This is a genomic window from Bradyrhizobium sp. NAS80.1, assembly GCF_001908205.1.
Taxonomy (GTDB): domain Bacteria; phylum Pseudomonadota; class Alphaproteobacteria; order Rhizobiales; family Xanthobacteraceae; genus Bradyrhizobium.
In genome coordinates this window covers 1-14,380 of record NZ_LGHL01000227.1, presented here as the reverse complement: position 1 = coordinate 14,380, position 14,380 = coordinate 1, and the positions used below count along the sequence as shown (strand labels likewise).

Below are 14,380 nucleotides of genomic sequence, written 5' to 3'. Positions count from 1 at the left end.
CGCGCGCACAAAATGTACGCGCCAATCCGGCGTTGGGTGGGTCTGGTGCGACAGGCGGATGCGCTGTTCCACGGGCCTTGCGACGGCTTACGGCCGGCAGGGGTATCGCACTTGCGAAGATAGCAGGCTGGGGCCGCAGGTCAAAGGCGACCGTTGGCCCAACCAGATGGTCTATTGCGCCGGCAGGATCGCGATCGAGAGCGAGTTCTCTCTGGCGCCGCTGACCTGGAGCACCAGGGGCTGCGCCGACAGCTCGTATTTCATGGTCTTGCGGATGCCGTCGCAGTCGGTGGCGCCGCTGAAGGCTACGGGTTTAAGGAAATGGCCGTCCTGGACCACGTCGACCCAGGCTCCGCTGGACAGGCTGATCGTGTAGAGCCCGGCCCTGGCGGTCTTGATGTTGGTGAAGCCGGCAAAGGTGCCATCCTTCGGCGCGCGCTCCGGCGGCGAGGGCAGCTTGGCATCCGCTGGCGCAACCAGCCCCAGCGTGATGGCCGATGACGGCAGCGCGGACTGCTCACTCCCAGACGTGAGCTTGGCACGGTCCGGCGCCGTCAGCGCGGCGCGCTCGCGTTCGATCGGCCATTTGAACTTGTCGCAGCCGCTCGGTTCTTCGGCGGCCAGTGCGGAGGTCGCACTGATCGAGAGCGCAGCGAGGAAGGTGAGGACGCGCATGTCAAATCTCATCGTTGGCCACGCGAGGAATGCGGGCTGGCGGTCAGGCTTCGCTAGACAATTCGCTAGAGAACGGGATGCGCATCCCGACATGCCGCGGGCTTACGGCGCGGCGGCAAAGGCGATCCTAGCGCACCAGGGGAAGCGCACCAACTCTCTAGTTCGTCATTCCGGGGCGCGCGCAGCGCGAGCCCGGAATCCATAGCCACAGGGAGGAATTTGGCGAAGGCTCGGAGTGACCAGCTCGCGCAACAACCTCTCCCTGTGGCTATGGGTCCCGGGCTCGCTTCGCGCCCCGGGACGACAACGGTGGGTGAAGCCGCAGCATGCCCATCCGCACACGCTACGGCTTCGCGTCCGGCGCGTGCAGCACGGCTTTGCAGGCGGCCGGCATCTGCGTCAGCGTCATCGGCGGCTTGGGCTTTGGCGGCTCCGGCGGCGGCTTCGGGTGCAGCACGGCGTCGCTGAACCAATAGGCGAGGTCGGAGGGCTTGCAGCCTTCGTCCTCCGATTGTGACGGCTGGCCCTCGCATTCGCCGGCGCCCGCCGGGCAGCGCATGCGGATATGGAAGTGATAGTCGTGGCCCCACCACGGCCGGATCTTCGACAGCCACGAGCGGTCGCCCCTGGCCTCGCGGCACAGCGCCTTCTTGATCGCGGCATTGACGAAGATGCGCTGCACCGCCGGCTCCTGCGCCGCGTCGCGCAGCACCAGCACGTGGGCGGGCGTGAACACGTTCGGATCGATGTCTAGCCGGTCCTGGCGCACCATCATCACCGCCGACATCTCCTCGCGCTCCTCGCGCGAGAGCCGACGGCCCGGCATCGGCGTCAGCCAGATGTCGGCATCGAGACCGATCTGGTGGCTGGCATGGCCTGATAGCGCCGGGCCGCCGCGCGGCTGGCCGATGTCGCCGACCAGGATGCCCGGCCATCCGGCGTCCTTGTGCGCCTTGGCTGCGAGGCGCTTGATCAGCGCGATCATGCCGGGGTAACCGTAGTTGCGGTTGCGCGACAGCCGCATCACCTGCCAATTGTCGCCATTGAGCGGCATCTGCTCCGCGCCGCCGATGCATCCCTTGGCGTAGGAGCCGATGACATGGGCCGGCCCCTTCGACGGCAGCAGCTTTCGCGCGAACAGCTCCTTTGCGCCGAGCTTGGGATCATTGGGATTGGCGAGCGGTGGCAGCGGCTTCGGGGTGACGCTGCCCTTGTCCTGGGCCAGCGCGGCGCCGGCGGTCAGGAGCGACATGACAAGCAGGAGAGGGGCGATGCGGCGGGGACTCATGCTGTCGTCCTTATAACCCAACGCCGCATCAGGGTTAAGAATTAGGCTTTTAACAAGGCGCGGCCTCATGGTGTCTTTACAGCCGCCGGCCGCGTTTTCTTAACGGAGCGATAACCGTATCCCTGCATTGACCAAAATTCGTGCGCGGAACGAGACTCGCTTCCATCGTGCATGCAATCGGGAGCGCATCCGGAACTGATTCATGGAGAGCGCGCGTTTTTGCGTCACCTTTCTTTCCGATTGCGACGTGGCAGCAGCTTGGCGCGCCGGTTGACGCGACTCGCGCCGCGCAAACAGGCAGAATCGGTTCGGTTCACGGCGGCCGCAAGGCGTGACCTCGGGCGGCGAGACCACCCAAGATTACTTTTTTTTCAGACACTTGCCCCAAAGCTTGCGGCCGCTGGGCGCGTCCAGGGCGTACGAAGTTGAGTTTGGGTTCTAAAAGAACAGAAAAGCGAAAGCGCGATGTGCTCGCCCGGGCTGGCCGACAGCCGCGCAAGCCGCGCTTTGCGCGCGCGCATCATCCGCCCGCCGAACGTGACCAATTCGTGCAAGTCCGTGCGGATGCCGAAGCGGCCATCACTGAGGCGCGCAAATCACATGAGCGGCTGCGTCAGGCCGTCGACATGCTGCCCCAGGGCATCGTGATTCTCGACCCCGAAGGTCGCTACGTCCTCTGGAACAAGCAATACGCTGAGATCTACAGCAAGACCGCCGATCTGTTCGCGGAAGGCGCGCGCCTCGAAGATACGCTGCGCGTCGGCGTCGCCCGTGGCGATTACCCGGAAGCGGCCGGCCATGAGGAAGAATGGATCGCCGAGCGGCTGAAGAAGCTCTACGAGCCGGGCAAGCGCCACGAGCAGACGCTGTCGGACGGCCGCGTCATCCTGATCGAGGAACGCCGCACCGATGACGGCGGCGTCGTCGGCCTGCGCGTCGACATCACCGAACTGAAGCAGCGCGAGGCCTCGTTCCGCCTGCTGTTCGACGGCAATCCCGTGCCCATGATCGTCTGCGCGCTGGACGACGAGCGCATCCTCGGCGTCAACGATGCCGCGGTCGCGCATTACGGCTATAGCCGCGCCGAGTTCGAGAAGCTGAAAATCCGCTCCTTGCAGGCCTTCGACAGCGAGCCGCCCTGGACCACCGACCGGTCCAGCGTGGAGCAGGCCGCACGCACCTGGAAGCACGTCAAGGCCGATGGCGCGCTGATCGATCTTGCGATCTATTCCCGCGAGCTGACCTATGCCGAGCGGCCTGCGGTCCTGCTCGCGCTGATCGACATCACCGAACGCAAGCGCGCCGAGGCGCGGCTTGCCTTCATGGCCCAGCATGACGGGCTCACCGGCCTGCCCAACCGTACCCTGCTGCGCCAGCAGGCGGACGAGATGCTGCTGCATACGCGGCGCAGCCCCGAGAAGGTGGCGCTGCTGATGCTGGGGCTGGACAATTTCAAGGCGGTCAACGACACGCTGGGGCACGCGGTCGGCGACAAGCTCTTGCGCGGCGTCGGCAAGCGGCTGCGCTCGACCTTGCGCGAGGAAGATGCGCTGGCGCGGCTCAACTCGGACGAGTTCGCGATCGTGCAGAGCGGCCTGACGCGCCCCGAGGACGCGGTGATGCTGGCCAAGCGCTTGCTCGAAGCCATCGCCGATCCCTACCTGCTCGACGGCCATTCCGTGGTGATCGGCGCCTCCATCGGCATCGCGATGGCCCCCGGCGACGGCGACGATTCCGAAAAGCTGCTCAAGAGCGCGGACATGGCGCTGTCGCGCGCCAAGGCCGATGCGCGCGGTACCTTCGCCTTCTTCGAGGCCGCGCTCGATGCGAAAGCACAGAGCCGCCGCAAGATCGAGGTCGAGTTGCGCGACGCGATCCAGAACGACATGTTGCGCCCCTATTACCAGCCGCTGATCGACCTCCAGAGTGGGCGTATCACCGGCTTCGAGGCGCTGGTGCGCTGGCCGCATGCCGAGCGCGGCATGGTCTCGCCGGCCGACTTCATTCCGGTCGCGGAAGAAACAGGGCTGATCAATCCGCTTGGCGGCCTGATGCTGCGCCGTGCCTGCCTGGAGGCCGCGACCTGGCCGGACGACGTTCGCGTCGCCGTCAATCTGTCGCCGCTTCAGTTCCGCAGCGGCAGTCTGCTTTCGATGGTGACGGACTCGCTGAAGCATTCCGGCCTGCCGCCGAGGCGGCTCGAGCTGGAAATCACCGAAACGCTGCTGCTCGAGAAGAGCGCCCAGGTGCTGGCGACGCTGCATGCGCTGCGCGCGCTCGGCGTGCGTATCTCGATGGATGATTTCGGCACCGGCTATTCGAGCCTCAGCTATTTGCGCAGCTTCCCCTTCGACAAGATCAAGATCGACCAGTCCTTCGTGCGCGATCTCGGTGCCAACCGCGAGGCGCAAGCGATCATCCGCTCCATCGTCAGCCTCGGCAAAGGCCTCGGCGTCACCATCACCGCCGAAGGCGTCGAGACCGAGGCCGAGCTGAGCTGCCTCCGGGCCGAAGGCTGTGATGAGGGGCAGGGTTTTCTGTTCAGCAAGGCCCGGCCCAATGCCGAGATCATCAGCCTGCTGGCCGCACAGCGCGGCATCGATGGCGACACCGCGCTGGTGGCCTAGGGTTTGGGACGCCGCTTCTCAGCTGAAGCCGCCTCACGCAAGGCAACTTCGGCATTTCGGCCTTTTGCCTCATCTCAGACACGGCGAGGAAGACCGCGCAAGCGAAGCGCGCATATTGCTCAGTCGTCACACCGAGCATAGTAGGTTTTCAAGGGTCGGTAATGCGAACCTGAGGCAACAAATTCTTTGCGAAGGCAATGGTCAAGCTCGTGATGGACCTGCTGTCCATCACAGCTAAAACGCTCAAAGTGTAGCTTGATTATTCTTGCATGGTCGAGGTAGGTCGCGAAATACTGCGCAGCGGTCGGTTTCACCCTGCACATGGGGTAGACTGAATTTCGCACCTCCGACGGGAGGCGATCGATGCGTTCCGAACTCCACGGCTCATCGCGCGAAAATCCACCCGCTCGCGCAAGCGCGCTCGACTGAGCACAGAGCACGAGCAATAGAGCGCAGGTTACAGACGGCCAAGAACAAGAAAATGAGTGTGGTTTCCAAGTGGTCACGGCGCACCGCCTCCACACACTCCGAACCATACCTCAAAATGCGGCCGCGCGTGGAGTAATCAACTGGCAAAGTTGCCGCACGCGGCGCCTCTCCTGGCCGCGATAGAGGCTTGTTCGGGTTGGTTGCTGCCCGGTCACAACCCGGGATATTCGGATATTGATCATATCCCCGATTGACCAGATAGCCTGTTCGGGTACTCTTTCGATCCACAAATGGCAGCGACCACCTGAATGCTCTGGTTTCGGAAACATCTCAGGCAGGGTTCATGGCTTGCGCTTGTCGCGCTTGCCATCAACTTCATGCTCGCCTTTGGGCACGTCCATAAATCAGATGGAACCGGCTCCGAGCGGCAGATTGCGCCGATCGCCGCCGGCGCTGTGACCAATAGCGGGCACAGCCAGAACAATCCGGCCGACCAAGCCGATTATCTCTGCCCGATCTGCATTGCGGCGGCCGCCATGGGCACTGCGGTAGCCCCGGCACCACCGGCGCTTGCCGTAGAGCTTACCGATGCCGTGATCGATCGCATCATCGCCCACATGCGTTCGGTCCCGCAGCCGACACACACCGCATTTCTATCTCGCGGACCTCCGATCTCCTGACATCGCTGCTTCGATCCATTGCTGGCGCCGCGCAAGGGAGCGCGGCAGGTGATGGAGCCGAAGCTCCCTCCGGAGTCCAGGACGCTTGTGCGTCGTGGGCAAGCGTTCAGTTGGAAGTGATCAGATGAACGGTTCCGTCTTCTCGCGCGCGTTGCGGCGGGTTTTCCTGTCAGCCTCATCGCTGACGCTCGCGGCCGCTTACGGCGCACCCGCGCTGGCCCAAGGCGAGGCTCCGCCACCCCCGTCGGCCACCGCGACGCCCCTGCCGAGCGCCTCCCCCTCCGCTCCGCCCTCACCGACGCCGCAAACCTCGACCTCGCCCGCGCCGGCCGAGCAGGGGGCACAAGCGCCGGCGCCGCAAGCGACGCCAGCCGCCCAGGAGCAGGCTCCGGGTCCCACGGTGCTGCCCGAGACCCGTGTTGCCGCGCCGGTGGAACGGCGCCGGCCGCGCACTTCGCCGCCGAGCCAGGTCGCGCGCCATCCGGCTCCGGCGGCGTCAGCTCCGTCTTCGGAGCAGGTCCAAGCCGCGGCCAATCGTCAGGTCGTCCAGCAGACCCAGAACTTCGATCAGCGGCGCGACAACGTCATCCTGCCGAAGACCGGCACAACAAACTATCAACTCTCCCAGAGGGATATCGAAAACCTCCCGCAGGGAAACGCCGCTACGCTCAAAGATGTCGTGCTGCAATTTCCGGACGTCTATCAGGATTCGACGAGCTCAGGCGATTTTCACGTCCGCAACGAGCACGCCAACGTTCAGTACCGGATCAATGGAGTTCTGCTGCCCGACGGCGTATCCGGCTTCTCGCAGCTTCTGGAGACCTCCTTCATCGGCAGCATAGGGCTAATCACCGGCGCGCTGCCGGCGCAATATGGCCTGCATACAGCGGGCGTCCTCGACATCACGACCAAGAGCGGAGCGGCGCTGTCCGGCGGCAGCGTCAGCATTTACGGCGGCAGCCGTCAGACCGTCACGCCCAGCTTCGAATATGGCGGGGTCGAGGGGAAGACCGACTATTATGTCACCGGCCGCTATCTCAGCACCGGCCTCGGTCTTCAAAACCCCACCGCTTCCCTCAACGCCATTCACGATCACTCTGAACAAGGCAGGTTCTTCGCCTATACGTCCACGGTTCTGGATCCAACAGCGCGGGTGGTCACGATTTCAGGGTTCGGCGAGACCCGCTACCAGATTCCCAATAATCCCGGACAGGCCGGCAATGTAGGCGGTTTCTGCGGTGGTCCGTTCAACCCCGCAAACCCCTGCCTCAACCCGGATGGTAGCCCAAACCCGAATGCGCCCCCCCTATACGGCCTTCGGTAAGAGCAGCTTCAATTCGGCCACCATCAATCAAAACCAATACGAGAAGAACGCCTATAACGTCATCGCCTGGCAGAAATCCGAAGGGAATTTCGATGCACAGCTCGCATATTACTCGCGTTACAGCGATGTGCACTTCGTTCCCGACCCGGTGGGCGATCTCTTCATCAACAACGTCGCATCCGACGTTTACCGCAGCTCGTTCCTGAACGGTGTTTCCGGCGACTTCTCGTACCGTCTGAACGATGCGCACACGCTTCGCGCCGGCTTCTACACCAACGGCGAACAGACCCACATCGCAACCACAAGCACAGTTGAGCCACTCGCCCTCAACGATCCGAGCGGCCTGACTGCGATCGACAGTCCGTTCAACATTCTTGACAGCAGCAAATTGTTTGGCTGGCAGCTTGGCGCTTATGCCCAGGACGAGTGGCGGCTGACCCCGCAGCTCACGCTCAATTATGGCCTGCGGTTCGATCAAATCTATCAGTACGTCGATGCGAACCAGTTCAGTCCACGCGCGAGCCTGACCTACAAACCGTGGTGGTCGACCGTGCTTCATATCGGCTACATGCGAACGTTCGAACCGCCACAACAAGTGCTTGGTCGAACGATTCCAACCCAGATCTTTAGCGGCACCACCGCAGGCACCCCGATCGTCACCCCCGAGCAGGCCGCCGTGTTGCCCGGCCAGGTGACCGGCCTGCCTCTCCAGAATGTCGGAGCGATCCAACCCGAGCGCGCGAATGTGTACGACGCCGGCTTCACGCAACAATTGCTTCCGCAATGTCCGACGACACCAAGTGCAACACCCTCCAAAGCGCCGGTTGCAGCTGCAAATTGTCCGAGCCTCGAACTCGGCGGCAGCATCTACTACAAGACTGCCAGGGACCTGCTTGACGATGGGCAGTTCGGCCAGGCCTACGTGCTTACCGCGTTCAACTATGACAAGGCCGAGAACTACGGCGCCGAACTGAATCTCAAATTCAGGTATGGGGGCTTCTCCGCTAACACCAGTTGGGCGTGGGGAGTCCAGCACGCACACACCGTCGTTTCAAATCAGACGCTGTTCAGTCCTGACGACCTGATCTACATCCAGAACAATTGGATCCACACCGACCACGATCAAACCTATACGGGTTCGGGAAGGGTCGCATACCGGTGGACCGACTCCGGTTATCGCTGGTTGGACGGCACCACTGCGAGTGCAACCTTTATCTACGGCAGCGGCTTGCGAACGACCCCGGCGGGCGTCGTCTGCCCGAACTGCGACCACCTCCCATCTTATTGGCAGGTCAACACCGGCCTGTCGCACGAGTTTGCCAACGGCTGGAACGGACTTCCGGTTACAGTCCGGTTCGACGTGGTCAACGTAACCGACTACATCTACCAGATCCGCAACGGCGCCGGCATCGGCGTGTTTGCCCCGCAATACGGACCGCGGCGCGGATACTATTTCGGCATATCGCAGAAGCTCGGGGCGCCCGAGAAGACTGCGGGCGTTCTGCCGGGCTTCTACACCAAGGCCGCGCCGCCTGCGGCGACGGTTTACCATTGGGCTGGTCCCTATGTTGGAGCCAACTTCGGTGGCGCGTTCAGCACGGGCGAGCACGTGTTCACGCCGATCGGCACCGGCAACACCAATCCGAGCGGCGTACTCGGTGGCTTGCAGGCCGGTTACAATTATCTGGTTACGCCGAACTGGCTGACCGGGATCGAGGCTGAACTCGGCTGGACCTCAGCTCAGGGCAGGGCCAATTTCGTTGATCCCGCGGGCACAGCGTCGCTGTCGGTTAGCAGCGATCACAACTGGTATGACACGCTGAGCGGCAGGATTGGTTATGTTGCAGGACCGCTCATGCTCTACGGGAAAGCCGGCGCCGCCTGGATGAACGCCGACTACCGCATGGAGGTGAACAGCGGACTTGATGGTCTCACATCGGCGAACACGACCAGGTCGGGATGGATCGCCGGTGGCGGCTTCGAATACATGTTGGGATCTTATTGGTCGGCGAAGCTCGAATATGACCATCTCCACTTCGGCAGCAAAACGTTGAGTTTCGCGAGCCCGTTCGGCAACAGCGTGACCGTCGGGGCCGCCGTCAACGAGGTCAAAGCCGGCTTGAACTATCACCTTGAGGGGTTGCTTTAGTGGTCACTTCATCCAAGCAGGCTGCCACGGAACATATGGAGTGCGGGGAACGATCGGGGGGCCGACCGAGAAGAAAGAACGAGATGAAACATTCTGAAGAAATACGTCAGCGCGGACTGTGGCGCCGGCCGGAACTGACTGCACTCAGTCTGCTGACGGCCCTTGCGCTCCACTCGCAGCCTGCGCTCGCGCAAGTTCCGGATTCCCTGCTGCCGCGCAATCTGTCGCCGTGGGGAATGTTCCTCAACGCGGACATCGTCGTGAAGGCAGTCATGATCGGGCTCGCCTTCGCCTCGCTCGTGACCTGGACAGTCTGGCTCGCCAAGACCATCGAGCTACGCGTCGCAAGAAGCCGCGCGCTGCGCCGGATCAGGATGCTAGAGGAGGGCAACAGCCTGATGGACGCGACGCATGAATGCGATACCGCACGGGATGCCGTCGCGCAGCTGGTCCTCTCTACGGCGCGCGAGGCGGAACTGTCCGACGGCATCGTCGATGACGGCTTCAAGGAGCGCGTGGCGCTGCGGCTCGAGCGCGTGGAAGCGGCGATGATGCGGCAGATTTCGCGCGGGACCGGCATTCTCGCCACCATCGGCGCGACCGCCCCCTTTGTCGGCCTGTTCGGCACGGTGTGGGGCATCATGAACGCCTTCATCGGCATTTCGGAATCCCATACCACCAATCTCGCGGTGGTGGCGCCCGGCATTGCCGAGGCGCTGCTCGCCACCGCGCTTGGACTCGTGGCCGCCATTCCGGCGGTCGTGATCTATAATCACCTTGCCCGCGTGATTGCGGGTTACCGCGCGCTTCTGGGAGACGCCTCAGCGCAGCTCCTGCTCCTGATCAGCCGCTGGCAGCGCAGCCGCGGCGTAGTCCTGCCGCGCGCAGCGGAGTGACCGCCATGGCCGTGCGTCTCGGTTCTCGTTCGACCGGCGATGATCTCGAAATTCAGCACGAGATCAACGTCACGCCGTTCATCGACGTCATGTTGGTTCTGCTCATCATCTTCATGGTGGCCGCGCCGCTCGCCACCGTCGACATCGGTGTCAACCTTCCCGCCTCGACCGCGCCGGAGCAGCCCCGGCCAGACAAGCCGGTCTTCGTCACGATCAAGCCGGATCACACCATTGCGGTCGGCGAGGCCGTCGTCGATCGTGAGACCCTTGCGAGTGCGCTCGATACCGCCACCAACAATCATAAGGACTCGACGATTTTCGTTCGGGCCGACAAATCGCTGAACTATGGTGAGCTGATGCAGGTGATGAACACGTTGCGGGACGGCGGATATCTCAAGCTCGCGCTGGTCGGGCTGGAAACGCCGGCCGCAAAGCAATGACCGCGCACGCGCTGCATCTGCCAGTGCGTCCCGGCTTCTCGCGCTGGGGGCTGGCGGCGCTCGCGATCCTGGCAGCGCACGCAGCGATTCTGGCATCCGTCGCACTCTGGTATGCGCGCAAGCCCGTCGAGCCCGACATCATTCCCGCGATCTCGGTGACGCTCGCACCGGTCGATGCCGCGTCGCCAGAAATCCAGGACAAGGATATCGCGATCGGGCCGACGATGCAGCAAGCCGAGGCGGCGCCGCCGGAGCCGCCTAAGGAGGAGCAGGTGGACAAGGCCGAGCAACAGCCGCCGCCGCAACAGCAGGCCGATGTCACGTTGCCGCAGGAGACGCCCAAGGAGGTCGAGAAGCCGCAGCCGCAGGCGCAACCGCCGGCGCCCGAGACACGTGCCCCGCCAAAGACCGAGCATGTCGGGCAATTCTCCCTGGCCAGCGCGAACGCCTACAACGCGCTGGTGTTCGGCCATCTGCAGCGCTTCAAGCGTTATCCAGCCGCCGCGCGCGGCGCGGCGGGCACGACTGTGATCCGGTTCGAGCTGACCCGCACGGGCGATGTCGTCGCGAGCTCGGTGGAAAAATCGTCCGGCAACGCGGCGCTCGACAAGGAGGCGCTCGAAATCCTCCGGCGCGCCACCCCGTTTCCGCAATTCCCCGCCGCCAAACCGGGAGTGCGGGACGCGTTCCTCGCGCCGATCAGCTTCACGCGCTGATGCCGGATCACACGACCAGTAACGTTTTGCCGCCGCTCCCGTGATTACCGCTCACAGGTGCGGAACAAAGTGCTAAACTGCTTTCCGTCCCTCCGGCGTGGTTAGTCTGGTCGTTTAGAGGGTGCCGTGACCGAGCAGCGGGTTCATAGGCGATTGGCGGCGATCCTGGCCGTTGATGTGGTCGGTTATTCCGCGCTCATGGAACGCGACGAGGAAGCCACCTACGCCGCGTTCGAGCGGTTCAAGCGAGAATTGATCGAGCCTTGCCTCACCCGCCACGAAGGCCGCCTGATCAAGACAACGGGTGATGGCGCGCTCGCCGAGTTCGCGAGTCCGTTGTCCGCCATGAGATGCGCGGTTGAGATACAGGACCATCTCGCCTCGGGCAGCAGTCCGCTAAGGTTACGCATCGGGCTTAACCTTGGTGACGTAATCGTTGGCGAGGACGGTGACCTCTACGGCGATGGGATCAACATTGCGGTCCGGTTGGAGGGGATCGCCGATCCGGGCGGCATCCTGATTTCTGAAAAGGTATACAGCGAAGTTGAAGGCAAAGTGGACGTTGGCTTCGAGGATCGCGGCGAGCAGCAGCTCAAAAACATCTCCAGGCCGGTCCACACATACGCGGTACGCGCTGGAGCGCATAGCGTGGCGACCGAAGGACCAAGCGCGGCCCTTCCACTTCCGGACAAACCGTCTATCGCCGTTCTGCCGTTCCAGAACATGTCCGGCGATCGCGAGCAGGAGTATTTTGCCGACGGGATGGTTGAGGAGATCATCACTGCGCTCAGCCGCATCCGCTGGCTTTTTGTGGTCGCGCGCAACTCAAGCTTCACGTATAAAGGTCGTGCCGTAGACGTGACGCAAGTTGGCCGCGAACTTGGCGTTCGCTATGTTTTGGAGGGTTCCGTCCGTAAGGCCGGAAGCCGCGTACGCATCACCGGCCAGTTGATCGACGCGGTCAGCGCCGCTCATCTCTGGGCCAACCACTTCGACGGTCCGCTCGATGATGTATTCGACATTCAGGATAAGGTTGCAATAGCTGTTGCTGGCGTTATCGAGCCCGCGCTGGTGGCGGCCGAAATGCGTCGATCGATTCAACGACAGACCACCCACGTCACGGTCTACGACCTCTTTCTCCGCGCCCGCGCCGAGGCCATGGCGTGGGAAAAGCACCGATTGCTTCGCGCACTCGATCTACTCGGGCGCGCGATGGAGCTCGACCCCTATTACGGACCGGCGCTGGTGCTGGCAGCTCAGTGCCATCAAAATCTTCATTTGAACGACTGGGGCGGGGACGCGGAAAGGGAGCGCCAACAAAGTATCGAACTTGCTCGCCGTGGGCTTCGAGCGTCCGGTGATGACCCCTATGTCCTCGGCGAGGCCGCGTTCGTGGTCGGCTACTTCGAGCACGATATCGAGCCGGCGATCGTTTTGATCGACCGGTCTCTTGAGCTCAATCCGAGCTTTGCAATTGGCTGGTTCCGGAGCGGATGGCTCAGGCTCTGGGCCGGAAAAATCGACCTCGGCATCGAGCACTTCGAAAACTCCCTGCGCTTGAATCCGCTGCGGCCGGCCCCGGCTTCGTTCGGGATCGCCGTCGGTCACTTCTTCGCTGGCCGCCTGGAAAGTGCGGCGATGATGATGCGCCTCTCGCTGCAGGAAAACCCGACTTGGCCGCCGTGCTATCGCTTTCTGGCCTCCTGTTGCGCGCATCTGGGGCGCCTCGACGAGGCGCGGGCGATCATCGAGCGGCTGCGGGATATCACCCCTGCGGTGATTCCCAGAGCCGAACACTGGCGTGTCCAAGAGCAACGAGAGTTCTTCCTGGAGGGGCTACGCTTGGCTGCGGGCGAGACGAAATGATCGAGCGGCTGCTCGGCCGCGCCGACGGGGTGATCGAACAGGCGGGTGATGCCGCCTCCTGAGGTCCATTCAGTGTTGGTCGCTCACGGCGGATGTTTCGCCTAATGGCCCCTGGCCGGCGTGCAGCGAAAGCCTTGGCATGTCCGCTATCAAAAGACAGGGCGGACCAAGCATCTGGCAACCCCAGACTTCCGCTTCTGACCCCCAAAGCAGACCTGCGGGTTTGGACGACCGTTCGGGCTCCAAGGGATGAACCAGACAAGGGGCCCCAGCAACTAATTGCGAGAGGAGGCGAGCCGCCGCACTGCGCGAGCATGCCGGCGGTATTGGTTGCCTCCGACAGAGCAGCAGGGACGAACCTCATGCCATACATCATCGTGCTGATTGCCGTGATCTGCATCATGGTTCTGCAAATGACCGGTACGATTCCGATGGACGCCGTCGGTGGGGGGCTGGTGATCGCGGCGGCTACGTTTGCCGCCGCACTGGCCATCGCCGTCCACGAGGCATGGACGAAGAAACGGGGTGTGCTCGGCTGGATCGTGAACATCGTCGTCTCGTTTCTCGGCGCCTTCTTTGCCGCCCAGTTCGGCGGCCCGCTTGTGGCCATTCCACTCCTGATGCTCGCGGGCGGGGGCAGCAGCTCGCTGGCGGCCGCGGGAGGTGGCGTGATGTCTGTCGCGCTCGCCCTCATGATGGTCGTTGCGCTCGCGGGATCGTCGGGCGCGCTGTGGCTCGTGAACCGGCGGCGATGAGTTTGTTCAGTGGCGAGTGTGCAGCAGCGACGACTGCTAAGATTGGTCTTCTCCAGTTCCGACTGGACGACGGCCGCTTATGGCCCAGTTGCGAAGCCGTTCGACCGCCAGGTTAGGTCTGTTCTTCGGAACTGAGCGGACCACTCTTCCATGACCTTCGACCGGCGCTTGTGACCGAAAGCCGCCGTTAACGAAAGAGCGGAGCGTGTCCGCTCCGCCGGGCGATTTCAGACCTCGACTCGTTCCGCGATGAGAAGCGCGTCGTCCACGTCGCTAGCTGAATATCAAGCGGTACTCCCAATTGTCATGTTGCCGAACACGAGTTCGGCGTTAACCACCGCTAACGTTTCTCGTCGAAGCGAAATCGCTTCGAAGTTTCTTAAATTTTGCTGGGTACCTCTTCCAGGCATGGTGACCTGGGGAAAGAGATGAGTAAGCGGGCCAAACGTGGAAAGGCAGAGACGCTCGCAATACCGATGGCCGGGAGAGTTGCAATTGGCGCCGTGGCCGTCGCCGTCGTGGGGTACAGTTTGCT

Annotated in this window: 12 protein-coding genes; 9 read left to right on the top strand and 3 right to left on the bottom strand. The window is 63.1% G+C overall.

The window, feature by feature from the left end; genetic code table 11:
• Nucleotides 1-171: 171 nt before the first annotated feature.
• Together AC629_RS38145 and mepA are read right to left on the bottom strand one after the other, a co-directional pair.
• Complete coding sequence (locus AC629_RS38145; RefSeq protein WP_084809857.1) at nucleotides 172-675, bottom strand: hypothetical protein; 504 nt, start codon at nucleotides 673-675, stop codon at nucleotides 172-174.
• A 343-nt stretch (nucleotides 676-1,018) separates the two neighbouring features.
• Nucleotides 1,019-1,963: a penicillin-insensitive murein endopeptidase gene (mepA, locus tag AC629_RS38140; protein WP_084809875.1), complete on the bottom strand. Its 945-nt coding sequence runs from the start codon at nucleotides 1,961-1,963 to the stop codon at nucleotides 1,019-1,021.
• Between the two features lie 467 nt (nucleotides 1,964-2,430).
• On the opposite strand from mepA, the gene AC629_RS38135 reads away from it, so the two are divergent.
• From AC629_RS38135 to AC629_RS38100, 9 genes are all read left to right on the top strand, one after another.
• Complete coding sequence (locus tag AC629_RS38135; protein ID WP_084809856.1) at nucleotides 2,431-4,590, top strand: putative bifunctional diguanylate cyclase/phosphodiesterase; 2,160 nt, start codon at nucleotides 2,431-2,433, stop codon at nucleotides 4,588-4,590.
• Nucleotides 4,591-5,327: 737 nt separating this feature from the next.
• On the top strand, nucleotides 5,328-5,699 hold the full coding sequence (locus tag AC629_RS38130; RefSeq protein WP_084809855.1) for a hypothetical protein: 372 nt from the start codon (nucleotides 5,328-5,330) through the stop codon (nucleotides 5,697-5,699).
• A 124-nt stretch (nucleotides 5,700-5,823) separates the two neighbouring features.
• Nucleotides 5,824-7,023 (top strand): TonB-dependent receptor, encoded by a 1,200-nt coding sequence (locus AC629_RS46045; RefSeq protein ID WP_143199768.1) that lies wholly within the window; start codon nucleotides 5,824-5,826, stop codon nucleotides 7,021-7,023.
• Complete coding sequence (locus AC629_RS46040; protein WP_143199767.1) at nucleotides 6,938-9,172, top strand: TonB-dependent receptor domain-containing protein; 2,235 nt, start codon at nucleotides 6,938-6,940, stop codon at nucleotides 9,170-9,172. Before AC629_RS46045 ends, AC629_RS46040 begins: the two co-directional genes overlap by 86 nt.
• Before the next feature lie 83 nt (nucleotides 9,173-9,255).
• The gene (gene exbB, locus AC629_RS38120) at nucleotides 9,256-10,068 is read left to right on the top strand and encodes a tonB-system energizer ExbB (protein ID WP_084809854.1); all 813 of its coding nucleotides are present in this window, start codon (nucleotides 9,256-9,258) and stop codon (nucleotides 10,066-10,068) included.
• Nucleotides 10,069-10,073: 5 nt separating this feature from the next.
• Nucleotides 10,074-10,508 (top strand): TonB system transport protein ExbD, encoded by a 435-nt coding sequence (gene exbD / locus AC629_RS38115; RefSeq protein ID WP_084809853.1) that lies wholly within the window; start codon nucleotides 10,074-10,076, stop codon nucleotides 10,506-10,508.
• Nucleotides 10,505-11,224, top strand: coding sequence for an energy transducer TonB (locus AC629_RS38110; protein ID WP_084809852.1), 720 nt, complete (start codon nucleotides 10,505-10,507; stop codon nucleotides 11,222-11,224). Before exbD ends, AC629_RS38110 begins: the two co-directional genes overlap by 4 nt.
• Before the next feature lie 126 nt (nucleotides 11,225-11,350).
• Nucleotides 11,351-13,090 (top strand): adenylate/guanylate cyclase domain-containing protein, encoded by a 1,740-nt coding sequence (locus AC629_RS38105; RefSeq protein ID WP_084809851.1) that lies wholly within the window; start codon nucleotides 11,351-11,353, stop codon nucleotides 13,088-13,090.
• A gap of 362 nt (nucleotides 13,091-13,452) precedes the next feature.
• A complete protein-coding gene (locus AC629_RS38100; protein WP_084809850.1) occupies nucleotides 13,453-13,845 on the top strand; it encodes a hypothetical protein in 393 nt (130 codons plus the stop codon).
• Between the two features lie 284 nt (nucleotides 13,846-14,129).
• Here the strand turns inward: AC629_RS38100 and AC629_RS50010 are convergent.
• The coding region (locus AC629_RS50010; protein ID WP_210419168.1) for a hypothetical protein at nucleotides 14,130-14,380 on the bottom strand (251 nt) is incomplete at its 5' end.